The organism is Flavobacterium sp. WC2409 (genome assembly GCF_041200085.1).
Taxonomy (GTDB): Bacteria; Bacteroidota; Bacteroidia; order Flavobacteriales; family Flavobacteriaceae; genus Flavobacterium.
Genome location: NZ_CP165625.1, coordinates 1,520,243 through 1,545,230, shown reverse-complemented (window position 1 = coordinate 1,545,230; position 24,988 = coordinate 1,520,243). Strand labels below are relative to the sequence as shown.

General features: G+C 31.9%; 17 protein-coding genes. 8 read left to right on the top strand and 9 right to left on the bottom strand.

All coding sequences use genetic code 11. The features are described 5' to 3' along the window. Positions 1-76 precede the first annotated feature (76 nt). Positions 77-1,693: an ABC-F family ATP-binding cassette domain-containing protein gene (locus AB3G34_RS06665; protein WP_367770099.1), complete on the top strand. Its 1,617-nt coding sequence runs from the start codon at positions 77-79 to the stop codon at positions 1,691-1,693. Positions 1,694-1,745: 52 nt separating this feature from the next. On the opposite strand, the gene AB3G34_RS06660 is transcribed toward AB3G34_RS06665, so the two are convergent. Then, positions 1,746-3,551, bottom strand: a complete 1,806-nt coding sequence (locus AB3G34_RS06660) for a T9SS type B sorting domain-containing protein (protein WP_369753863.1) — start codon at positions 3,549-3,551, stop codon at positions 1,746-1,748. A gap of 106 nt (positions 3,552-3,657) precedes the next feature. After that, positions 3,658-3,831 carry a hypothetical protein gene (locus tag AB3G34_RS06655; protein ID WP_367770094.1) on the bottom strand — a complete coding sequence of 58 codons (174 nt, stop codon included), beginning with the start codon at positions 3,829-3,831 and terminating at the stop codon, positions 3,658-3,660. 317 nt (positions 3,832-4,148) lie between these two features. On the opposite strand from AB3G34_RS06655, the gene pyrR reads away from it, so the two are divergent. The 7 genes from pyrR to AB3G34_RS06620 all read left to right on the top strand — a co-directional run bounded on the left by pyrR (position 4,149) and on the right by AB3G34_RS06620 (position 9,395). Beyond that, positions 4,149-4,688 carry a bifunctional pyr operon transcriptional regulator/uracil phosphoribosyltransferase PyrR gene (gene pyrR, locus AB3G34_RS06650; protein WP_367770091.1) on the top strand — a complete coding sequence of 180 codons (540 nt, stop codon included), beginning with the start codon at positions 4,149-4,151 and terminating at the stop codon, positions 4,686-4,688. Between the two features lie 58 nt (positions 4,689-4,746). Further along, positions 4,747-5,673, top strand: coding sequence for an aspartate carbamoyltransferase catalytic subunit (locus tag AB3G34_RS06645; RefSeq protein ID WP_367753252.1), 927 nt, complete (start codon positions 4,747-4,749; stop codon positions 5,671-5,673). Positions 5,674-5,727: 54 nt separating this feature from the next. Continuing rightward, positions 5,728-6,060: a ribonuclease Z gene (locus AB3G34_RS06640; RefSeq protein ID WP_367753250.1), complete on the top strand. Its 333-nt coding sequence runs from the start codon at positions 5,728-5,730 to the stop codon at positions 6,058-6,060. Between the two features lie 55 nt (positions 6,061-6,115). Beyond that, positions 6,116-7,021, top strand: a complete 906-nt coding sequence (locus tag AB3G34_RS06635; protein WP_369753862.1) for a ribonuclease Z — start codon at positions 6,116-6,118, stop codon at positions 7,019-7,021. A 77-nt stretch (positions 7,022-7,098) separates the two neighbouring features. Then, the gene (pdxH, locus tag AB3G34_RS06630) at positions 7,099-7,743 is read left to right on the top strand and encodes a pyridoxamine 5'-phosphate oxidase (RefSeq protein ID WP_369753861.1); all 645 of its coding nucleotides are present in this window, start codon (positions 7,099-7,101) and stop codon (positions 7,741-7,743) included. A gap of 161 nt (positions 7,744-7,904) precedes the next feature. Continuing rightward, entirely contained in the window at positions 7,905-8,408 is a 504-nt protein-coding gene (locus AB3G34_RS06625) for a CAP domain-containing protein (protein ID WP_369753860.1), read from the top strand. A gap of 483 nt (positions 8,409-8,891) precedes the next feature. Continuing rightward, on the top strand, positions 8,892-9,395 hold the full coding sequence (locus tag AB3G34_RS06620) for a CAP domain-containing protein (protein ID WP_367770080.1): 504 nt from the start codon (positions 8,892-8,894) through the stop codon (positions 9,393-9,395). A 68-nt stretch (positions 9,396-9,463) separates the two neighbouring features. Here the strand turns inward: AB3G34_RS06620 and AB3G34_RS06615 are convergent, their stop codons facing one another. From AB3G34_RS06615 to AB3G34_RS06585, 7 genes are all read right to left on the bottom strand, one after another. Continuing rightward, complete coding sequence (locus AB3G34_RS06615; RefSeq protein WP_369753859.1) at positions 9,464-11,401, bottom strand: OmpA family protein; 1,938 nt, start codon at positions 11,399-11,401, stop codon at positions 9,464-9,466. Between the two features lie 59 nt (positions 11,402-11,460). Next, positions 11,461-12,159, bottom strand: a complete 699-nt coding sequence (locus AB3G34_RS06610; protein ID WP_367753238.1) for a tol-pal system YbgF family protein — start codon at positions 12,157-12,159, stop codon at positions 11,461-11,463. Between the two features lie 19 nt (positions 12,160-12,178). Then, entirely contained in the window at positions 12,179-12,586 is a 408-nt protein-coding gene (locus AB3G34_RS06605; RefSeq protein ID WP_369753857.1) for a tetratricopeptide repeat protein, read from the bottom strand. A 12-nt stretch (positions 12,587-12,598) separates the two neighbouring features. After that, the gene (locus AB3G34_RS06600) at positions 12,599-13,507 is read right to left on the bottom strand and encodes a type IX secretion system membrane protein PorP/SprF (protein ID WP_367753234.1); all 909 of its coding nucleotides are present in this window, start codon (positions 13,505-13,507) and stop codon (positions 12,599-12,601) included. 62 nt (positions 13,508-13,569) lie between these two features. After that, positions 13,570-21,123, bottom strand: coding sequence for a gliding motility-associated C-terminal domain-containing protein (locus AB3G34_RS06595; RefSeq protein ID WP_369753855.1), 7,554 nt, complete (start codon positions 21,121-21,123; stop codon positions 13,570-13,572). Positions 21,124-22,083: 960 nt separating this feature from the next. Next, entirely contained in the window at positions 22,084-24,021 is a 1,938-nt protein-coding gene (locus AB3G34_RS06590) for an OmpA family protein (RefSeq protein ID WP_369753854.1), read from the bottom strand. A gap of 12 nt (positions 24,022-24,033) precedes the next feature. Continuing rightward, complete coding sequence (locus AB3G34_RS06585) at positions 24,034-24,942, bottom strand: type IX secretion system membrane protein PorP/SprF (protein WP_367753228.1); 909 nt, start codon at positions 24,940-24,942, stop codon at positions 24,034-24,036. Positions 24,943-24,988 lie beyond the last annotated feature (46 nt).

Sequence of the window (24,988 nt, the reverse complement as noted above, 5' to 3'; positions counted from 1 at the left end):
CAGCAAATTGTCTTTGTATAAATAAAAAAATCATTAATTTTTTGTACTTTTGCAAAAATTTTTATAAAAAACATTTATGTTAACAGTTAATAATTTATCAGTTCAATTTGGCAAACGAATTTTATTCGACGAAGTAAATACCACCTTTACACATGGTAATATTTATGGAGTTATCGGAGCTAATGGTGCTGGAAAATCAACCTTTCTTAAAATAATTTCTGGAGAAATGGATCCTACATCTGGACATATCCATTTAGAACCAGGAAAGCGTATGTCGGTTTTAAATCAAAACCACAATATGTTTGATGAACATACCGTATTGGAAACCGTAATAATGGGGAACAAGGTTTTGTATTCAGTTAAGAAAGAAATGGACGAACTCTATCTGGATTATAATGATAAAAATGCAGATAGAATAGGGGAGTTACAAGTTCAATTTGAAGAAATGAACGGTTGGAACGCTGATTCAGATGCTGCATCTATGTTATCCAATCTTGGAATTACTGAGGAGCATCACTATACCTTAATGGGTGATCTAGAAGGAAAAATAAAAGTTCGTGTGCTTTTGGCGCAGGCTCTTTTTGGTAATCCTGACTTGCTTATTATGGATGAGCCTACCAATGACTTGGATTTTGAAACTATTGCTTGGTTAGAAAATTTCTTGGCCAATTATGAAAATACAGTAATTGTAGTTTCTCACGATAGACACTTCTTAGACTCAGTTTGTACTCATATATCTGATATTGATTTTAGTAAAATAAATCATTATTCAGGAAATTATACGTTTTGGTATGAGTCTAGCCAATTAGCGGCAAAACAACGTGCACAACAAAACAAAAAAGCCGAAGAAAAGAAACAAGAATTAGAAGAATTTATACGTCGTTTCTCTGCGAATGTAGCCAAATCAAAGCAAGCTACTTCTCGTAAAAAGATGATTTCTAAATTGAATATTTCTGAAATTAAACCTTCGAGTCGTCGTTATCCTGCAATTATATTTGATCAAGAGCGTGAAGCAGGAGATCAAATATTAAATGTTCAAGGTTTAAGTGCTTCAATTGATGGCGAAGTATTGTTTAAAGGAGTTGATTTGAATATGGCCAAAGGAGATAAAATTGTTCTTTTTTCAAAAGATTCTCGTGCTACAACAGCCTTTTACGAAATATTGAATGGGAATAAAAAAGCAGACACAGGTAATTTTGATTGGGGAGTGACTACAAACCAAGCTTATTTGCCAGTAGAAAATCATTCTTTTTTTGAAAGTGATTTATCATTAGTTGACTGGTTGCGTCAATGGGTAAAAACAGAGGAAGAACGCGATGAGGTTAATATTCGTAGTTTTCTAGGTAAAATGATTTTCTCAGGAGAGGAAGCATTGAAAACCTGTAGAGTATTATCAGGAGGAGAAAAAGTACGTTGTATGTTGTCTCGAATGATGATGGAAAGAGGAAATGTATTGATGATAGATGAACCTACCAATCACCTGGATTTAGAGTCGATTACGGCATTCAACAACTCTTTGAAAAACTTTAAAGGTTCTGTTATTTTTACTACACATGATCATGAGTTTGCACAAACGGTGGGAAATAGAGTAGTGGAGTTAACGCCAAAAGGAGCTATTGATAGTTATATGACTTTTGATGAGTATCTTGACGATGAAAAAATACAAGAATTGAGAGTTAAGATGTATTCTTAATACTAAATAATACTATTATTTTTAGCCATCATAAAATCATTTTTTATGATGGCTATCTTTTTAAAGTAAAATGAGATTTGAATTCAGTGAGTTCCCCATTTTCTTTATAGATTGCTTTAAACCAATAATCATTTGAAGGTAATGGAACTCCTTGATAGTTTCCATCCCATCCAATATCATTTGGTTTAATTATCGCTAATGATTTGCCATATCGATCATAAATATAAATTAAGGCCTCGTTTTCTTTTACAAATTCAGGAATATTCCAAAAATCATTTTCTCCATCTCCATTTGGTGTGAAAAAATGGGGATATTCAAATGCATATGGAACTGGATAAATAGTTACAGTGATTTTTTTTCGTTGATTATCTTCGCATCCATTTATAGTCTGACTTACATAATAATCAGTAGAACCTAATATAGATGTTTGTGGAATTGGAGTTTCAGTTGAGCCTGTACCTCCCGTTTCAGTAGTATACCATAAGTGATTTGTTCCGCCAGCAGTTAATTCTTTAGCCACTGCAAATTGCACATAGGATATTGGGGTTGTAGCATAAATTTCTGGGAAATTGAGCAAATTATTTATCACAACAATTTTTGAAGCTTCACAATTTAAAACATTTCTAGTTTTTATAAAATATGTTTTTGACACTAAATTTGTAGCTACATTATTTGTTGTCCAGGTTTTTCCTCTGTCAAAACTATACTCTTTTGCAGGAGATGTTATCGTGATTGTTCCTGTATTTACGGAGCAAGTGGGTTGCGTAATTAAAACTGTTGGCTCTGGAATAGTATTGTTAAGGTTATAAGGTGAACTTAGAATACAACCAGTATTATCAGTGATTTTTACAATATAATTCCCATAATTTTTAGTCTCATATGGTATGCTGAAATCTTTATTTGTAGCTCCTACTATTGCAATTCCTTCTTTATACCATTGATACTTAATACTTGGTGTTATTAGTATAGTTGGGTTTGCAGTCAAAACTAAATTATTCTCGCAAAAGGCACCATTCCTTAAAATATTCACTCCAAATAGGGATGATTTATTTAAAATTAAATCATCATATAAAAAAAAAGGGGCTTCATAAGGACCTCTAAAAGGGGCATAAGGGTAACTTTCTGGCAGTTTTTGAGGACTACCAAGTATTATTGCTTCAATGTCGACTGTTGGTGTAAAAGTGATTGTTATTTTTTCCCATTTTGAAACTGGAGTATATGTTACGCTTCCTATTTCTATCCATTTTGGACCATAAGTAGGAGGACTTTGGTAAATGTTGACATAGACATCTGAGGTAAGTGGGAGATTTTCGCAATTACTAGTTCCGTATAAAGTAATATTTATGGGCTCTAATTCAGAAACTCTCAATTGTTTAAAATTTTCTTTAGAAACTTTGTTTGAAGTTCCTAAAGCTGCATCACCTCCAACGATTAATGTTGCAATATCGAGTGTCAGCTGGTATTCTTCGTCAGCTAACATTGGCGATATTAAACAAGTACCGATATACCCTTTTTTATTTCCTGTATACATGGCTCCATAAATACCAAATCCGTCTGGATAATTAGAAAGCCCATTTTTCAATATTTCTTGACCATCCAAATCTAATCCACAATTGATATATTCAGTTCTGGAATTATTAGCGGGTACCCAAATTTTGGCTTCTTTGCAAAAAGAATACTCTTCAAAAGAATGGTTTGGAATAATAGAACGCACCGCTGTTTGATTACAGATACAATCTAAATCATTTAAGTCGATCTTTCCATCACCATCATCATCAATTCCATTATTACAATTTTCTTGACAATATGAAATTGATGAAAATAAAAAAAGAGTAATATAAAATATAGTTAATTTCATAATCGAATAATTGTGAATTTTATATTAAAATTACTATTAAAATTATTGAAAAACTATAAAAATGAAGTGTAAAAATATTTTTTATTTAGAAATTTAACAATTAGTTCTATTTTTTACCTGATATTTTACTAATAACAAATAAAATAATTGCTACAATAGCGACTACAATAATAATACCTACGCCCATACCTGCTTTGAAGATACCGCCAATTACGGAACAGCTTGTAAATGAAATTAGGATTGTGAAAAGTAAAAGTGTTTTTGTTATTTTGGTCATCATAATAAATGGATTTAAAATTGAATTATAAAATTACCAATTGCCAAAAGAAATTTGTTATATAATTCAAATGGATTGTTATAAAATAACTTTCTATAGAATTATATTTAAGCTAATTGTTTTTTCTAGACTTAATTATCTTTAATCATTTTATAAATAAGATAAAGAACACCTAAATAAGTATTATTACAATATCTTTGGCTTATTGTAAATTGGTTTTCTTTATTAAAAAAAAATATCAAAAACATATTCTAGAGATATAATTATTAAATCATAAATTTGAATTTGTATATTTGCAAAACCAAACACAATACTTTACTATGACTCAAAAAGTTTTGCTCAATTCCAAAGAAGTCAATATCATTCTCCATCGTTTGGCTTGTCAGCTAATTGAAAAACATCTCGATTTTAAAGATACTATTCTAGTAGGTATTCAGCCTAGAGGTACATTTCTTGCTGAGCGTTTAAAAACCATGTTAGAAGATGAATACAATACTCCTGAAATTCAGTTAGGATATTTAGATATTACTTTTTTTAGAGATGATTTCCGTAGAACTGATAAACCATTAGAAGCCAATAAAACAAAAATCAATTTTATTGTCGAAAATAAAAAAGTTATTTTCATTGATGATGTTTTGTTTACTGGAAGAAGTATTCGATCTGCATTAACTGCTATTCAATCTTTTGGAAGACCATCAGAAATTGAATTACTGGTACTTATTGATAGACGTTTTAGCCGAAATTTACCTATACAACCGGATTATAGAGGGAGACAAGTTGATGCAATTAATGGGGAAAAAGTAAAGGTTAATTGGAAAGAAAATGACGGTGAAGATGTGGTCTATTTAATTACCAACTAATCAGTAAAACAAATCGTTCAAAAAGCTAAGCTGATAAAATAATAATAATCGTAAAAGAATGAAAGAATTAAGCGTAAATCATTTACTAGGTATAAAATACATTAACAAGAATGATATTGACCTTATTTTTGAAACTGCCGATCATTTTAAAGAAGTAATTAATCGTCCAATAAAAAAAGTACCTTCTTTACGAGACATTACTATCGCTAATATTTTTTTCGAAAACAGTACCCGTACTAAACTTTCATTTGAATTAGCACAAAAAAGATTATCAGCTGATGTGATTAGTTTTTCGGCAGCTCAATCATCTGTTAAAAAAGGAGAAACCTTAATTGACACTGTAAATAATATACTTTCTATGAAAGTAGATATGGTAGTAATGAGGCATGCTAATCCTGGAGCTGCTTACTTTTTATCAAAAAATGTTAAAGCAAGTATTGTAAATGCAGGTGATGGAGCGCATGAACATCCAACTCAAGCTTTATTGGATAGTTATTCTATTAGAGAAAAATTAGGAGAAGTAGCTGGAAAAAAAGTGGTTATAGTGGGAGATATTTTACATTCTAGAGTAGCACTTTCTAATATATATGCCTTGCAAATGCAAGGTGCCGAAGTTAAAGTTTGTGGGCCAAAAACATTAATTCCTAGACATATTGAGTCTCTTGGGGTAACTGTAGAACCTAATCTTCGAAAAGCGCTAGAATGGTGTGATGTAGCAAATATGTTACGAGTGCAAAATGAACGTATGGATGTTAATTTTTTCCCGTCTACGCGAGAATATGCACAACAATACGGTTTAGATAAAACCTTATTGGATTCTTTAAATAAGGAAATTGTAATTATGCATCCAGGTCCTATAAATAGAGGAGTAGAGATAACGTCAGAAGTTGCTGATTCACAACAATCGGTTATTTTAAACCAAGTTGAAAACGGTGTAGCAATCAGAATGGCTGTAATCTATCTTTTAGCATCAAAAATTCAGTAATTTAAAAAAAACGGTAGTAACTTAGCTACTTCCTAATTTTGAAAATCAAAAGCAATGAAAGTAGATCAAAAAAAACACTCCGTAATAATAAAAGATACTCAAGGTGATTTTACTTCTTTTTTGATGAAAGTGACGCACCAATATAAAACATTTGAAAAAGATAATATTGTTATAGATCTTTTGTTTCATGACGATCTGTCTATTAATGAGATCAAACAGTTTATGCCTTTGTCTAAACAGCATAAAAAAGCAAAAAAATCTTTCGTTATTGTTGTTGCCGATTTTGATTATAATGCAATACCTGAAGAACTTCTTGTTGTTCCTTCATTATTAGAAGCACATGATATTATTGAAATGGAAGAGATTGAAAGAGATTTAGGGTTTTAAACCTTAAACTTTATTGACTTATTTAACCTTTTGCATTTAACCGAAAATTATAAAATTGAAACTAACAATTCTTGGTTGCTATGCAGCAACTCCACGAACATTTACCAATCCAACTTCTCAAATTTTAGAAATTAAAAACAGACTATTTCTTATTGACTGTGGTGAAGGAACTCAGGTACAACTTCGTAAAAACAAAATTAAATTTTCAAAAATCAACCACATTTTTATTTCCCATTTACATGGTGATCATTTTTTTGGTTTAATAGGTATAGTTTCAACGTTTACTTTGTTGGGTCGTACCACAGATCTTCATATTTATGGTCCCAAAGGGATTAAAGAAATTATTTTATTGCAATTGAGATTAGCTAATTCATGGACAAATTATAATTTATATTTTCATGAATTAGAATCAAATGAAAGCGAAGTGATTTTTGAAGATGAAAAAGTAATTGTTAAAACAATACCTCTAAAACACCGGATTTATACTAATGGTTTTTTATTTCAAGAGAAACCTGATAAAAGGAAGTTGAATATTGATACAGTTAAAAGTTTTGAAATTGAAGAATGTTATTACCAAAACATTAAAAATGGGAAAAATATCGTTTTAGATGATGGAAGAATAATTGAAAATAATAAATTAACATTTGATCCATTACCAACAAAAAATTATGCATTTTGTTCCGATACGGTTTATGATGAATCGATTGTTTCATTGATAAAGAATGTTGATGTTTTATACCATGAATCCACTTTTTTAGAATCGGAAGATACATTAGCAAGGAAAACAATGCACTCAACCGCAAAAGAAGCAGCAAGTATAGCGCTGAAAGCAAATGTAAAACAGTTAGTTTTGGGGCATTATTCAACCCGATATGAAAATATAAAATTGTTTAAAGAAGAAGCGGAAACAATTTTCCCTGAAGTTGTATTAGCGGATGATGGAGTTGTTTTTAATTTCTAAAAATAAGTAGATCCTTTAATTAATAGTGTAATTGTAAAAGATGTTTTTGCAAAATTAAAATCTTAAAATTAAAAAAGATGAATGATTTAAGTAATTATAGAAAATCGTATGAAAAGAGTGAGTTATTGGAATCAAATATCCCTGAAGATCCAATAAACTTGTTTAATAGATGGTTCCATGAAGTAGAAGATTTTGATAGTGGAGAAGAGGTTAACGCAATGACTGTATCAACAATTGGTTTGGATGGGTTTCCAAAAGCAAGAGTAGTTTTGCTAAAAAAGTTTTCAGAAGAAGGTTTTGTATTTTATACCAATTATAATTCTGAGAAAGGGAAAGCAATTGCCAATAACCCTAATATTTGTCTTTCTTTTTTTTGGCATGGTTTAGAACGCCAAGTAATTATTAAAGGAATTGCTCAAAAGACATCAGCAATTGTGTCCGATAATTATTTTGATTCAAGACCTGACGGAAGTAAACTAGGAGCTATAGTTTCGAATCAAAGTGAAGTTGTTCCTTCTCGAGTTTTCTTAGAAGACAATTTGAAAGATTTGGAAAAAGAATATGAAAGTATGGTTATCCCAAGACCAGAACATTGGGGTGGTTTTTTAGTTGTTCCTTTAGAAGTTGAATTTTGGCAGGGGAGGGCTAATAGATTGCATGATAGGATCAGGTACAAATACCAAGATGATTATACTTGGAAAATTGAAAGGTTATCTCCATAATGTAAGAAAAAGATTAAAATAAAAATAAAAACATGTAGTTCATCGATATTATTGGTAGTTTAACTTAAAAAGTATGTAAGTTTGAAAAGAATTAGAACACATACGAAATTATCTTAAAGAAGTTTGCCCCACAATCTACTTTAAACTTAAACTACTATATTATGAAAAGAAATCTACTTAGTCTATTATTGTTATTAGCTGTAATATTCACAATGAACTCTTGTTCCTCTAATGCATCTGAAGCTACTCCTGTTGAAGTTAAATCTGAAGTAGTAGTTAATTATACTTACACCGCATCAGAAATTGAAGCAATGGATTTAATAAACGAATACCGTGTAAGTGTTGGTTTAAATCCTTTAGAAAAAATTAATCATATTTCTTATAAATCTGAGGAACATGATAAATACATGATAACAAATAATGTTGTAAATCATGATGATTTTGTAGCTCGTTCAGAAAATATCATAAAAGTATTAGGTGCTAAAACTGTAGGTGAAAATATTGCATATAATTATAATAGCCCACAAGCCGCCGTTACTGCTTGGTTAAATAGTCCTTCGCATAAAGAAAATATAGAAGGAAACTTTACTCATTTTGGAATATCAATTAGAGAAAATCCTACAACTGGAAAAAAATATTACACTAATATTTTTGCAAAAATATAATTTAAGTTAGTTTTGTTTTACATTAAAGAAAGGTGTCTTGTTAAAGGCACCTTTCTTTGTGTTTTAAATGTTTCCTTTTCCTTTTCCTTTTCCTTTTTAAATAGATTATATTATTCTAGGACATAAAATACGTTTATAGTTCATTTTAATCATATATAATGATTTTCTATAAGAGTTTATAAAGTCATTAATTTTCTTCAATATTAATTCTATTTATTTTTATTAATGTCTATATTTAGTTTTTAGAACGTAATTTTTTAATAAATTTTGGTATATTATGTTGCTGTTTATTTTAGTTTTTATTAACTAAAATAATTTAATTGTAGGAAAAAGATTAATATTAAAAACAAAAGATGTAGTTCATCGATAAAAATTGGTAGTTTAACGTAAATGTATCTATATTTGAAAAAGAATTAGAACGCATACAAAATTGTCTTAAAGAAGTTTGCCCCACAATCTACTTTAAACTTAAACTACTAAATTATGAAAAGAAATTTACTTCACGTATTAATGTTAATAACAGTAATATTTACTTTGAACTCTTGTTCTTCTAATAGTTCTGAAGCTAATCCAGTTGAAGCTAAATCAGAAGTAGTAGTTAATTATACTTACACCGCATCAGAAATTGAAGCAATGGATTTAATAAACGAATACCGTGTAAGTGTTGGTTTAAATCCTTTAGAAAAAATCAACCATATTTCTTATAAATCTGAAGAGCATGATAAATACATGATAACAAATAATGTAGTAAATCATGATGATTTTGTAGCTCGTTCAGAAAATATCATAAAGGTATTAGGTGCTAAAACTGTAGGTGAAAATATTGCATATAATTATAATAGCCCACAAGCCGCTGTTACTGCATGGTTAAATAGTCCAGCACATAAAGATAATATTGAAGGTAATTTTACTCATTTTGGAATATCAATTAGAGAAAACCCTACAACTGGAAAAAAATATTACACTAATATATTTGCAAAAATTTAAATCGAGTTAGTTTTTTTTATTAAAAAAGAGTGTCTATTAAAGACACTCTTTTTTAAGTTTATAGTTTTTTATAATTCAGTGACAATAAATTCACTACGTCTATTAAGTTGATGTTCTTCTTCCGTACAATCTACACCATCTGAACATTGATTAACAAGTTGGTTTTCACCATATCCTTTCCCAATTAATCGATTTTTATTGACACCATTTTTAATTAGCCAATTTATTGTAGATTTTGCTCTTCGATCCGATAAAGCTTCGTTGTATTTGGATGATCCACGACTATCAGTATGTGAACGGATATCTAATTTCATTTTTGGATATTGGTCCATTACATCTAATATTTTTTCTAAATCTAGCGCTGCTTCTATTCGAATGTCGGATTTGTCAAAATCGAAATAAATCATTTTTATACCAAAACATTTTCCTAAATCATCACCAACAGCCACTTTGCAAGTTGCTTTTTCTAATGCAAATGGGAGATGTGTTTTTCCATTTTCTTTAAGAATTGTGATTATTTGTTCTTTTGTAGTATAGTCTTCTTTTGCAGCTCTTACACTATATCTTTTACCACATTCTACTGGTATCGAATAGTTCCCTTTTTCGTCAGATGTAGTTGTACCAATAGTATTTAACTTGTCATCTAATATGGTTATTGTTGTGTTTTCGAGCACTTCCCCAGTAGAAATATCAGTTATTTCGCCGTATAATAATTGTTCACAAGTTAATCTTCTTGTTTCTAAAAATTTATAAATGTCATCATATCCTTGTCCTCCGTCTCTATTAGAGGAAAAAAAGCCTCTTCTTGATTTAGTATCAATTAAATATGCAAAATCATCTTTTGAGGAATTGACATCAGCACCAACATTTTGTACTTCGTTGAAAGTACCATCGTCATTCATTTTAGATACAAACACATCCAAACCTCCTAGCCCTGGATGCCCATTTGAAGCGAAATAGAGCTCATTTTCATCAGTAAAGAAAGGAAATGTCTCTTTACCTTCGGTATTAATTGTGCTACCTAAATTTACCGGATTTCCAAAGGTTCCGTCCTCTTTAATAGCTACTTTAAATAAATCAGATTGTCCTAAGGTTCCAGGCATATCAGATGCAAAATATAATGTTTTCTCGTCAGGACTTAATGCAGGATGTGCTGTACTGTAGTTATTGCTATCGAAAGGCAGTTCAGTTATGTTAGTCCATTGATCATTCTCGAAATTTGCTTTGTATATTTTAATTAAAGTAATGTTATTGCCATCTTTTCCTTTTTTTCCATCAAGAAAATTATTTCTTGTAAAATACATGGTTTTTCCATCTTTTGTAAATGTAGGGGTGGACTCATGAAATCTGGATTTTAAGCTTTTATTGAATTTCTCAACTCCACCAGGTGCCATATCATCTCCTAGGTTTGACGCATATAAGTTGGTAAAAAATTGATCGGTCCATGAATGTTTTCTATGTCCTAAACTTCCTGTATCTCTAGCTGAAGCAAATACAATTTTATTTAGATAAATAGCAGTTCCATAATCAGAATATTGAGAATTGATACCTGCATCTTCTACTTTAAATCTTCCTGAATTTTCTTTTATTTTATCTAAAAAATTCTCGTTGTTTTTAAAAATCTGCCCTCGAGTATCATTAGCAGAAAGTTGATTGAATTTTTCAAACATTTCATTGGCCTTGTCGTTTGCACCGATGGATCTTAGTGACTGTGAATAGCGAAAATAATATTCAGGTTCAACATCAGAAGTCATGGCAAATAATTCTCCATACCATTTTGCAGCCTCATCGTACTGGGCATTATAGTAGTAGGAGTTTCCTAATTTCTGAAACATATCAGCCGACTTGTATCCCTTTTCCGCAACCCTTTTATAGGTTTTTATAGCATCAATATAGGCATAGCTATCATATTTTTTTTCGGCTGAGGAAACCCTTGCCTTCTGAGCAAAACAGTTAGATGAAAAAACACTTACTATTGTTATAAAAAGGAGTATACTATTTTTCATAATGATTGTTTTTAGAGTAATCTTGGTGTTAACTTTTTTTGATCGATTTTTAAATACTATTATCTGGTGTTTTTTTCAGATAATTCATTGAATTTTTCAAGCATCTCATTGGCTTTATCATTTTTGCCGATGGACCTCAGTGACTGGGAGTAACGGTAATAGTACTCAGGTTCTAAATCAGATGTTAAAGTCAATAAATCACTATAACACTGTGCTGCCTTTTCCATTTCTGAATTATAGTAATAAGCATTTCCTAGTTTACTACATATTTCTATAGATTTGTACCCTTTATCCGCTACCCTTTGATATGTTTTTATCATATATACGTATGCAAAGTCATTGTGTTTATCAGTTGATTTTGGTTTTATAATAGGATCAGTAGTAATAACAGGCTTAGTCGTTTCAATTACTTTATTTTTTGGATAAGTAATTTCAGTTATTTTTTTTTCAGGTTGGGTTATTTCAATTGTCTTTTTTTCATATTTTGGTGTTACAACTCTAGTATTGTTCGGTCCTAAATCATAGCTGTTTACTAAACTCGAGTCGGATACATTATAAGTAGTTGTATAACCTCCAAATTTCATATTAATATTTTCCTCAACATGATATAATTTTACATTTTTAGTTATCTTATTTTGCATTTTTGTATTTGTAGTATCCATAATTTTATCTGTTACATTAGCTTTATTTGCTTGGGCTAAACAGTTAAATAAAAACACACTTCCAATTACTATATATAGAGTGGTATAAATTTTCATAATAATTGGCTTTAGAGGGTCATTGATTAACTTTCATTTTTTTGTTATATTCAAGCATCATTTCGGGTTTTTGACATAATTTATCTAAGATTTCATTCGCTTTATCATTTTGTCCTATAAAATTTAAAGATTGAGCATAATGGTAATAATATTCAGGTTCTAAGTCTGATGTCATAATAAATAATTCGCCATAGTATTTAGCTGCTTTTTCGAGCTCATTATTAGAATAATAAGAGTTTCCTAGTTTTTGAAATAGATCTATCGATTTATAACCTTTTTGAGCAACTCTTTCATATGTTTTTATAACATTTACATATACATATTCCACTTTTATTATTTTCGTATTTGCAATTATTTTCTTTTGTGAATAAGTATTGAATGAAAAAATACTTATAATTAAGATATAGAATTTAATTTGTTTTTTCATTTTTTTGGATTTTTAGAAAAATCTTGGAGTTGTCATTTTTTTATTGTTTTTAAATAACTCATATCTCAAGAATACTTCATGTGAGCCCGAATTATAATTGTCTAAATTTGTTGTTTCCCAATCGTATCCATAACCTATATATAAACCTTCGGATACTTGAAATCCTGCCATAGCACTTAAAGCTGCACTCCATCTATAGGCTATACCTAGAACAAACTTTTCATTTATCATAAAATTCCCTGATAAATCTACTTGTAACGGAGCTCCTTTTACCATTTTAGTCATAAATGCAGGTTTAAATTTTAGATCACTAGTTAGATCGAATACATATCCACCTATCAAGTAATAATTAATTTGCTCTTTGAATATAGCAACTTCATTATCATCATAACGATTGGTTTCTATGAAATTAGGAACCGATAGCCCCAAATAGGCTCTATCAGAATGGAGATAAATACCGGCACCAATATTTGGAGAAAATTTATTATTATAATCGTGCAAGCTAGGGTCATCATCTACAGGGTTTAAACGAGATACATCTAGATCAAATAAATTTGCGGTAGCTTTTATACCAAAAGAGAGTTTTACTGATTCAGTTGTTGGAATGGTATACGATAAATCAGCAGAAATTGTGTTTTCATGTGTAGGTCCAATTTTATCATTAATTATAGATATACCTAAACCTAACTTACTATTATTTATAGGTGTATTTATAGATATTGCATTTGTAACTGGTGCACCATCAAGCCCTACCCATTGTGCCCGATGTAAACCAAAAATACTCAGAGCACCCCTTGATCCAGCATAAGCAGGATTAATGTTGATTGTGTTATACATATATTGAGTAAATTGTGCATCTTGTTGTGCAAAACTTACAACTCCAGTAAACAGCAAAGCGAATAATAGTACTAATGTCTTCATTTGATTTAGTGTTTTATACCTGAGGGATGCTAGCCCTCAGGAGTTATATATTTGAGTTATATTTATCTGGTAAGGTATAGATACCCATCTTTTTTATTGACTTGAACACCACCATTACCATCAATAGAAGAGTAGCTCAGGATGTAATAATAAGTTCCTGTAGGTAATCCTGATGACTGGCTAATTGTTGTACGACCTTCTGAAAAACCTTTAAAGACTCTATTCACATTGTCATAATTTCTTGTTTCAAAAACTAAGATTCCCCAACGATTATAGATTTCTACCGTATTATCAGGATAACAAAGAGTATCATCAATATTGTCGATGATAAAGAGTTCATTTATACCATCACCATTAGGAGAAAACGCATTATGAACAGTGATACTTCCACAACCTAAGACTATTGCAGCCTCCACAACTACAGTATCTGACGCACTTATTGAAGACTCATTTGGAGTGAAACCAGTTGCATTAGCTACATTGGTAACTGATCCAGTTTCTCTGTCATTTTGTGTTACTGTATAATTTTGATTAAATTCTTGAGTTTCACCAGGACCTAATAATTCAATAATTGTATCCAAACTAGTTAGTGGATCTGTGACAGTTATTTGATGAAGTGTTACATTTCCAGTGTTTTTTACTTGAATAGTATAATTGATTATATCACCAACCGAACTATAAAATTCAGTATTTGACGTTTTTATAACTGTTAAACTAGGATTTTGAATTAAAGTTGTAATGGTTGGAGTATCATTCTCTATAGTTGTCCCAGAGATATCCCTCACATCATTTCCTTTAGGATCTTGACCCACAGCTAAAGCGGAATTAGTTACATGTCCTAAATTAATATCAGCTTGTGTAATAATATACGTTCCAGTTATTGTACTATTAGTAACTCCAGGTGCAAGTGCACTTATTATACTATTTGTAAATGTTAATCCAATTAATGGTTCTGTAATATCCGTGATAATAATATTTGTTATCGTTGCATTACCAGTATTTGTAACTGCGAATGTATAAGTAATAACATCACCAACAGCACCAGCGCCTCCTATAACTGCAGTTTTGACTAAAGCAATACTATTTGTAGAACAAATTGGAATTACATTTGGTTCATCATTAGTAGCTAAATCACCAGATTGGTCAGTTATTATTGTTGCATTAGGTGCAGTACCGTTTACAGAAGCCTGATTAGTGATACTACCCGTATCAATATCAGTTTGGGTTACAGTATAAGTTGCTTTATAAATCCAATTCTCAGTAACTTCTAATATATTGTTATTATTACTATCACCACTTTGCAAAACAATAGCTGATATGCCTGAATGCAAATCAATAACGCCTATATCATGTAAACTTACATTACCAAAATTTGTCACGCTAAAGGTATAAGTAACCACATCACCAACTTTTAGAGTAGCACATCCATTTGGTCCCACTTCAACATCATTACTTTTTACTATTGCAATTTTAGCTGTAGTACAAATAGGAATTACATTTGGTTCATCATTAGTAGTAGAATCACCAGATTGGTCCATTACTACTGTGGCATTAGGTGCAGTACCATTAACGGAAGCTTGATTAGTTATACTACCAGTATCGATATCGCTTTGATCAACAGTATAGGTAGCTGTATAAATCCAATTTTCATTAACTTCTAAAATACTGTTACTATTGCTATCACCACTTTGCAATACAATTGTTGATAGATCAATATGAGGGTCAAGAACAGCCACATCATGTAAACTTACATTACCAAGATTAGTCACGGTAAAAGTATAAGTTACAACATCACCAACTTTTAAATCGGCACATCCATTAGGTCCAACTTCAATATTGTTGGATTTTACAATGACAATTTTAGCAGTTGTGCAAATAGGAATGACATTTGGTTCATCATTAGTTGTTGAATTCCCAGATTGGTCAGTTACTTCTGTTTCTTTAGGTGTAGTACCATTAACAAAAGCTTGATTAGTAATACTACCAGTATCGATATCGGTTTGAGTAACGGTATAGGTTGCTTTATAAATCCAATTTTCTGTAACTTCTAAAATACTGTTATTATTACTATCACCACTTTGTAGCGCAATTGTTGATAAACCGGCATGATTGTCAAGAACTACTATGTCATGTAAACTTACATTACCAAGATTAACTACGCTAAAAGTATAAGTTACCACATCACCAACTTTTAAATCAGCACATCCATTAGGGCCAACTTCAATATCATTTGTTTTTACTAAGGCAATTTTAGCTGTTGTACAAATAGGAATGACATTTGGCTCATCATTAGTTGTTGAATTCCCGGATGGATCAGATACCAATGTAGAATCAGATGCAGTTGCATTAACTGTAGCTTGATTAGTAATACTGCCATTATCAATATCAATCTGCGTTACTGTATATGTTGCTTCATAAATCCAATTCTCACTAACTTCTAATATACTATTATTATTACTATCACCACTTTGTAGTGTAATAGTTGATAAACCTATATGAGAGTCAATAACAACTACATCATGTAAACTTGAATTACCAAGATTAGTGACGGTAAAAGTATAAGTTACAACATCACCAACTTTTAAATCAGCGCATCCATTAGGACCAACTGTAATATCATTTGTTTTCACTAAAGCGATTGAACAAGAGTTTATAGTCAATACAACGGCAGTACGAGTCAAGCTAGAACAAGTTCCGTTAGAAGCTTCTGCATAATAAGTTACTGTTCCTAAACCTATTAGAGTAGGAGTTGTCACCACATTTCCTGCAATGGCTGCATCGTACCAAGTAATGGTACCTCCAGTAGCTGTAGCAGTTAAAGTTTGAGTTTGTGAACCATCGCTACAAACTGTTTGATTGTTTGCAGCTGGTGCATTAGGTGCAGCATTAATTGTTAATACAACGGGAGTACGAGTCAAACTTGAGCAAGTTCCGTTAGAAGCTTCTGCATAATAAGTTATTGTTCCTATACCTACTTGGGTAGGAGTTGTTACCACATTTCCAGCGGTTGCTGCATCATACCAAGTAATAGTTCCACCAGTTGCCGTAGCTGTCAAAGTTTGAGTTGTTGAACCATTGGTACAAATCGTTTGATTACTTGCAATAGGAGCACTAGGCGCAGCATTAATTGTTAATACAACCGGAGTACGAGTCAAACTGGAACAAGTTCCATTTGAAGCTTCTGCGTAATAAGTTATCGTTCCTACACCTATTTGAGTAGGAGAGGCTACTATATTTCCAGCAGTTGCTGCATCATACCAAGTGATAGTTCCGCCTGTAGCTGTAGCGGTTAAAGTTTGAGTTGGAGATCCATTAGTACAAACTGTTTGATTACTTGCAACTGGAGCGGTTGGTGCAGGATTAATAGTTAATATAACAGGGGTACGAGTTAAACTAGAACAGGTACCATTTGATGCTTCGGCATAATAAGTTTTCGTTCCTACACCTACTTGAGTTGGAGTAGTTATACTATTTCCAGCAGTAGCTGCATCATACCAAGTTATAGTTCCTCCAGTGGCTGTAGCTGTCAAAGTTTGAGTTTGTGAGCCATTGGTACAAACGGTTTGATTGCTTGCAACTGGTGCATTTGGTGCAGGATTAATAGTTAATACAACTGCAGTGCGAGTTAAACTAGAACACGTACCGTTTGAAGCCTGTGCATAATATATACTTGTACCTACACCGACCTGAGTAGGAGAGTTAACAACATTACCAGCAGTAGCTGCATCATACCAAGTTATAATTCCTCCAGATGCTGTAGCTGTTAATGTCTGAGTTGGAGAGCCATTAGTACAAATAGTTTGATTAGTTGCGGATGGTGGAATTGACCCATCATTAATTGTTAAAATAACAGCAGTACGAGTCAAACTAGAACAAGTACCATTTGAAGCTTCGGCATAATATGTACTTGTACCTATACCCACTTGAGTAGGAGAAGGTACTACATTTCCAGCAGTAACTGCATCATACCAAGTAATAGTTCCTCCAGATGCTGTAGCAGTTAAAGTTTGTGTTAGAGATCCATTGGTACAAACAGTTTGGTTACTTGCAACTGGGGCATTTGGCGCAGGGTTGATTGTTAATACAACGGGAGTACGAGTTAGGCTAGAACAAGTTCCATTTGAAGCTTCGGCGTAATAGGTTGTAGTTCCTATACCCACTTGAGTAGGAGAAGGTACTACATTTCCAGCAGTCGCTGCATCATACCAAGTTACAGTTCCACCAGTTGCTGTAGCAGTTAAAGTTTGTGTTAGAGATCCATTGGTACAAACAGTTTGGTTACTTGCAACTGGCGCATTTGGCGCAGGATTAATAGTTAATATAACAGGGGTACGAGTCAAACTAGAACAAGTACCATTTGACGCTTGCGCGTAATAGGTTTTAGTTCCTATACCTATTTGAGTAGGAGAGGCTACAATATTTCCAGCTGTTGCCGCATCATACCAAGTGATAATTCCCCCAGTTGCTGTAGCGGTTAAAGTTTGAGTTGGTGATCCATTGGTACAAACGGTTTGGTTGCTGGAAATAGGTGCATTTGGTGCAGAATTAATAGTTAAAATAACGGTAGTACGAGTCAAACTAGAACAAGTACCGTTTGAAGCCTGTGCATAATATGTACTTGTACCTACACCAACCTGAGTAGGAGAGGCCATTATATTTCCAGCAGTCGCTGCATCATACCAAGTAATAGTTCCTCCAGTTGCTGTAGCAGTTAAAGTTTGAGTGGGAGATCCATTGGTACAAACGGTTTGATTGCTCGCTTCTGGTGCATTTGGTGCAGGATTAATAGTTAATATAACCGCAGTACGAGTCAAACTGGAGCAGGTACCATTTGAAGCTTCGGCGTAATAAGTTTTTGTTCCTACACCTATTTGAGTAGGTGAGGGTACTATATTTCCAGCTGTAGCTGCATCATACCAAGTTATAGTTCCTCCAGTAGCTGTAGCAGTCAAAGTTTGAGTTGGAGATCCATTTGTACAAACAGTTTGGTTGCTTGCAACTGGTGCATTTGGTGCAGGATTAATAGTTAATATGACCTGAGTACGAGTTAGGCTAGAACAAGTTCCGTTAGAAGCTTCGGCATAATAAGTTTTCGTTCCTACACCTACTTGAGTTGGAGTAGTTATACTATTTCCAGCAGTTGCTGCATCATACCAAGTTATAGTTCCACCTGTAGCTGTGGCAGTTAATGTTTGAGTTGGAGATCCATTGGTACAAACGGTTTGATTGCTTGCAATTGGAGTACTAGGTGCAGGATTAATAGTCAAAATAACAGCAGTTCGAGTCAAACTGGAACAAGTCCCATTAGAAGATTCTGCGTAATAGGTTGTAGTACCTACACCTATTTGAGTAGGAGAGGACACTATATTTCCAGCAGTAGCTGCATCATACCAAGTGATAGTTCCACCTGTAGCTGTAGCAGTTAAAGTTTGTGTTGGTGATCCATTGGTACAAACGGTTTGGTTGCTTGCAACTGGTGCACTTGGTGCGGGATTAATAGTTAATATGACCAGAGTTCGAGTTAGACTAGAACAAATTCCGTTTGAAGCTTCGGCGTAATAGGTTTTAGTTCCTACACCCACTTGTGTTGGAGTAGTTATAATATTACCAGCGGTAGCTGCATCGTACCAAGTAATAGTTCCACCAGTTGCTGTAGCAGTTAAAGTTTGTGTAGGAGATCCATTGGTACAAACGGTTTGATTGCTTGCAATTGGTGCATTTGGTGCAGGATTAATAGTTAAAATAACAGCAGTACGAGTCAAACTGGAACAAGTCCCATTAGAAGATTCTGCATAATAGGTTTTAGTTCCCACACCTACTTGAGTAGGAGAGGCAACTACATTTCCGGCAGTAGCTGCATCATACCAGGTAATAGTTCCACCAGTTGCTGTAGCAGTTAAAGTTTGAGATGGAGATCCATTGGTACATACCGTTTGATTGCTTGCAGCTGGCGAGTTAGGTGCTACATTAATAGTTAAAACAACAGCAGTGCGAGTCAAACTAGAACAAGTTCCGTCTGAAGCTTCTGCATAATAGGTTTTAGTTCCCACACCCACTTGAGTAGGAGAGGCGACCACATTTCCAGTAGTAGCAGCATCGTACCAAGTAATAGTTCCCCCAGTTGCTGTAGCAGTTAAAGTTTGTGTAGGAGATCCATTGGTACATACAGTCTGGTTACTTGCGGATGGTGCATTTGGTGCAGGATTAATAGTTAAAATAACAATAGTACGAGTCAAACTAGAACATGTTCCATTAGAAGCTTCTGCATAATAGGTTTTAGATCCCACACCTACTTGAGTAGGAGAGGCGACTACATTACCACCAGTAGCAGCATCATACCAGGTGATAGTTCCACCCGTTGCAGTAGCGGTTAATGTTTGAGTTGGTGATCCATTTGTACATACCGTTTGATTACTTGCAGATGGTGCACTTGGTATAGTATTAATAGTTAATACAACTGGAGTGCGGGTTAAACTAGGACAAGTTCCGTTAGAAGCTTGTGCATAATAGGTTTTAGTTCCTACACCTACCTGAGTAGGCGTTGCTACGACATTTCCAGCAGTTGCCGCATCATACCAAGTGATGGTCCCTCCAGTTGCTGTTGCGGTTAAAGTTTGAGTCGGTGATCCATTGGAACAAACAGTTAGATTGCTTGCGGTTGGTGCGTTAGGAGAAGGATTAACCGTTATTGTAGCTTCACTTGTAGTGATATCATTTCCAGCACATAAGCCTGTATTAGAAAAAAGTGCTCTAAATTTTGTTGTTGCAGTTAAATTAGTTGCAGTATAGGTTAATGATGTATTTGCTATGTCAGTCCAAGTAGTAAAAGGACTAACTGATGATTGCCATTTAGTAATAGTAGAACTACCAGTAATCCCTGTAACATTTAAAAGACTACTATTTATTCCTGAACAAACAGTTGAACTTGGTTCAACGGAACCTTTCAATGGTATACCAAATGTAAGAGCAGTGTTAATACATCTACTTGAAGAAGGAGAGTTCCCGCTAACAGAAGCTAATTTAGTAATTTTAATAAAACCGGGATTTAATGGATCACAGATATTAATACCAATACTTCCAAATGGAATATTAAATTCTAAAAATTCACCACCACCAGCACTACAACCCACTGCACTCCCATTTTTAGCAGCAAGGCCATTATTAACTAAAAGGGGAGTTAATGTACTTCCATTGCCAGAATATAAATTAAATGTAGAAGCATTGGAATTTATTTCAATAATATACTCGGCACCAGCTACAGATAATGCTCCACCAAAAGTGTCTGATGTTAACCCTGTAATAGGATTGTTATCTGTATCTAAATACATTCGAAAAAGTGCAGCTCCACCATTACCAATATTCATTCCTAATCTTAATACTTGAGTTATAGTATTAACTTTTGCGTGAATAGTTCCAATTTGACAAGTTGAGGATGCATTAACCGATAATTGTTGGCTAAAAAAGATTCCAGTTGCATACTCATCTCCAGGAGTGTTAGGAGCTGGGCAATAGTCACCATCAAATGTGTCTTGAGCATAAATATTTGTAATTGATGCAAATAAACTTAATAAAATAATGATAAATAATTTTGTCGAAAGTGTAAAGTTAGTTTTCATATTGATTTGTTTTAAATCGTTAGAAAGTGTGAGTATTTTAAATATTGAAACTCATATTTTTTTATGAATTATTGCGTATTCAAAGTTTATATTTATTAAAAATGACTATTTTGAATAAATTAACGAAAGTGGGTATTATGCTTTTTGTATAAAAACGATAGGAATTATAAAAATTGAGTTTTATTTATGATAAATTATCAATTGATGCTCAGTTTTAAGTATTACTAATTAATTGATTTCTACTTTTTCAAGTATTTTAATCATTAAATTAATTTACTATTTTTAAAAAAGAGTAAATTGTATAAGGTGGTATTTTTAAGATATTTCAATTTTTTTTAAATTTTAAAACCTAAGTAAAATAAATTTTTAAAAATTGAGATAAATTCAAATTTTTAAAATAAAAAATTTCTTATTGGGGATTAAGAATTTTTTAAAAGGATTATTATTTAATTAAAAGTTTTAATAGAATAATGTTTAATATTTTAAAGTTCACTTTTTGAATCAACAATAATTCAAAACTTCAAGTTCAAATGCATTTTGCATTAATTTAAATCTAAAGGAATTTCTTTTTTGGGGTTAAAAAATCCTTCATGACAGTTTACCTTTCTCATTTTTACTTATTAAAAATGAAAACCTTTTTATTTATAATTAAAGTTATAAATAATTTGTGGTATTGTTTAATTTTTTCCGTAAAAAACCTAATTAGTCGTTGAAATGTGTTTTTTGATGTAAATCTATCAAAAAATTAATTGATAATATTTAATTTTTTAGGTTAGTTTTAGTAATATAAGTATTTATATTTCAAGTAATTAACATTTTTTTTACATTATAATTCTTTCAATTCAATGCATTTTGGGTTAAAATTTAAATAATGGTAAGAATTAAATTATTGCTTGGTATAAAAACGAAAAAACCTCGAAGCTATAACTTTCGAGGTTCGGTTTTATTTTTTTTTGTGTATTATAATGCAGTAATAATGAATTCACTACGTCTATTCATTTGGTGTTCTTCTTCGGTACATTTTACTCCATCGGAACATTTGTTTACCAATTGAGTTTCTCCATATCCTTTACCAGTAAGTCTACTAGAATCAATTCCATTTTTTATTAACCAATTTATAGTAGATTTTGATCTCCTATCTGATAAGGCTTCGTTATATTTAAAAGTTTGTCTACTATCAGTATGGGAACGAATGTCTAATTTCATTGTAGGGTTTTGTCTAAGTACATCTAGAATTTTTTCTAAATCTAAAGCTGCCTCAACTCTAATATTGGATTTATCTAAGTCAAAATAAATCATTTTTATGCCAAAACATTTTCCTAAATCATCACCTATAGTTACTTTACATTCTGCTTTTTCTAAAGGGATTGGTAAGTTTGTTCTACCGTTTTCATTAGAAATTTTAATTTTCAACTCATTAGTTGCATATTCTTCTTTTTGTGCTCTTACATTATAGGTTTTATCACAATCAACAGAAAATAAATAGTCCCCTTTTTCATCAGAAATAACTTCGCTAATTAGATTAAATTGATTGTCAAATAAACTGACTTTTGAATTAGGAAGGGCTTCAGAAGTTACTAAATCAGTAATTTTTCCATATAATTCTTGGGTACATGCTAATTTTCTTAATTCTAAGAACTTATAAATATCGTCATATCCTAGACCTCCATCTCTATTTGAAGAAAAGTAACCTTTTCTTGAATTAGTATCAATCCAATAAGCAAAATCATCCTTTGAAGAGTTTACATCTGACCCTACATTTTGTACTTCAGTAAATGAGCCATCTAAATTTATTTTTGAAACAAAAATATCTAATCCTCCTAATCCTGGATGACCGTCTGATGCAAAATAAATTTCATTTTCATCATTTATAAAAGGAAAGGTTTCACGGCCCTCAGTGTTTATTGTTTTTCCTAAGTTTTCTGGAGTAGAATAAGTTCCATCTTCATTAATTTCTACTTTAAATAAATCAGACTGACCAATCGTTCCTGGCATATCAGAAGCAAAATATAACGTTTTTTCATCTGGGCTTAATGCAGGGTGTGCAGTACTGTAACTATCACTATTAAATGGTAATTCGGTTATATTGGACCATTTGTTATTATCTAATACCGCTTTATATATTTTTATGAGTGTAATTTGTTTACCATCTTTTCCTTTTTTTCCATCTAGAAAATTATTTCTAGTGAAATACATCGTTTTTCCATCTTTAGTAAATGCAGGAGTGGATTCATTAAATTTTGAATTTACATTTTCATCAAATTTACTTGGAATTCCAGGGTTCATGTCTTTATCAACATCTGTAGCATACAGATTTGTAAAATATTGATTAGTCCAAGTATGTTTACGTTTGCTTATACTTCCAGTATCTCTTGCCGAAGTGAAAATAATTTTATCTAGATATTTTGTTGTACCGTAATCTGAATATTGAGAATTTATTCCAGCATCTTCCACTTTATATCTTCCTGAATTTGCCTTAATAGCGTCAAGATAATTTTCGTTTTTTACAAATAACTTACCTCTTGAATCATTCCCTGAAATCTGATTAAATTTTTCTAAAATTTCATTTGCTTTATCATTCTCACCAATTGATCTTAATGATTGAGAATAGCGGTAATAATATTTTGGTTCTAAATCAGATGTCATCGCAAATAGTTCGGTATACCATTTAGCAGCATTACTTAGTTCTCCATTAAAGTAATAAGCATTTCCTAACTTTTGAAACATATCAATAGATTTGTATCCTTTTTCAGCTACTCTTTCATATGTTTTTATAGCATCTATGTAGGCAAAGTTTTCATATTTTTTATCTGCGGCTTTTAATTCCACTTTTTGTGAATAACCGTTGTAAGAAAAAATACTTATTAATGATAGGTAAAGGATTATATAGTTTTTCATAATATAAATATATTAAAAGAATCTTGGAGTCGTAATTTTGTCATTATTTTTAAATAATTCATATCGCAAGAATATTTCATGAGAGCCGGAATTATAATTATCCAATTTAGTGTTGTCAAGGTCATAACCATAGCCAATATATAATCCATCAGATATTTGCATTCCAACCATTGCACTTATAGCAGCACTCCATCTATATGCTAATCCAACCATAAACTTATCATTAAACATAAAGTTTCCAGAAACATCAACTTGAAGAGGGGCACCCTTTACCATTTTAGTAAGTAAGGCAGGTTTAAATTTAATGTTGCTATTAAGATCAAATACATAACCAGCAATTAAATAATAGTTTATTTTTTCTTTAAAAATGGCAACTTCATTACTATCGTAACGATTAGATTCTATAAAATTTGGAACCGAAAAACCTACATAAGCTTTACTGGAATGAAGGTATAGACCTACACCTATATTTGGTGAAAATTTATTATTATAATCATGTAAACTTGGGTCATCATCAACAGGATTTAATTTTGACACATCTAAATCAAATAAATTAGCAGTTGCTTTAACTCCAAAGGACAACTTAAAAGTTTCAGATGTTGGAACTGTATATGATAAATCTGCAGAAATAGTGTTTTCATGAATTGGACCAATTTTATCATTTATTACTGACACCCCTAAACCTAATTTGCTGGAATTTAAAGGAGTGTTTATTGAGACAGCATTTGTAGTAGGTGCGCCATCTAATCCTACCCATTGTGTACGATGTAAAGCAAATATACTCATAACTCCTCTTGACCCAGCATAAGCAGGATTGACATTGACTGTGTTATACATGTACTGTGTGAACTGGGAATCTTGTTGCGCATAACTTACAATTCCCGCAAATAGTAAAACGGATAATATGATTTTTCTCTTCATTTTGTTCTATTTTTTTAATCTAAGAGTTTTTAATTCTTAGAATCAG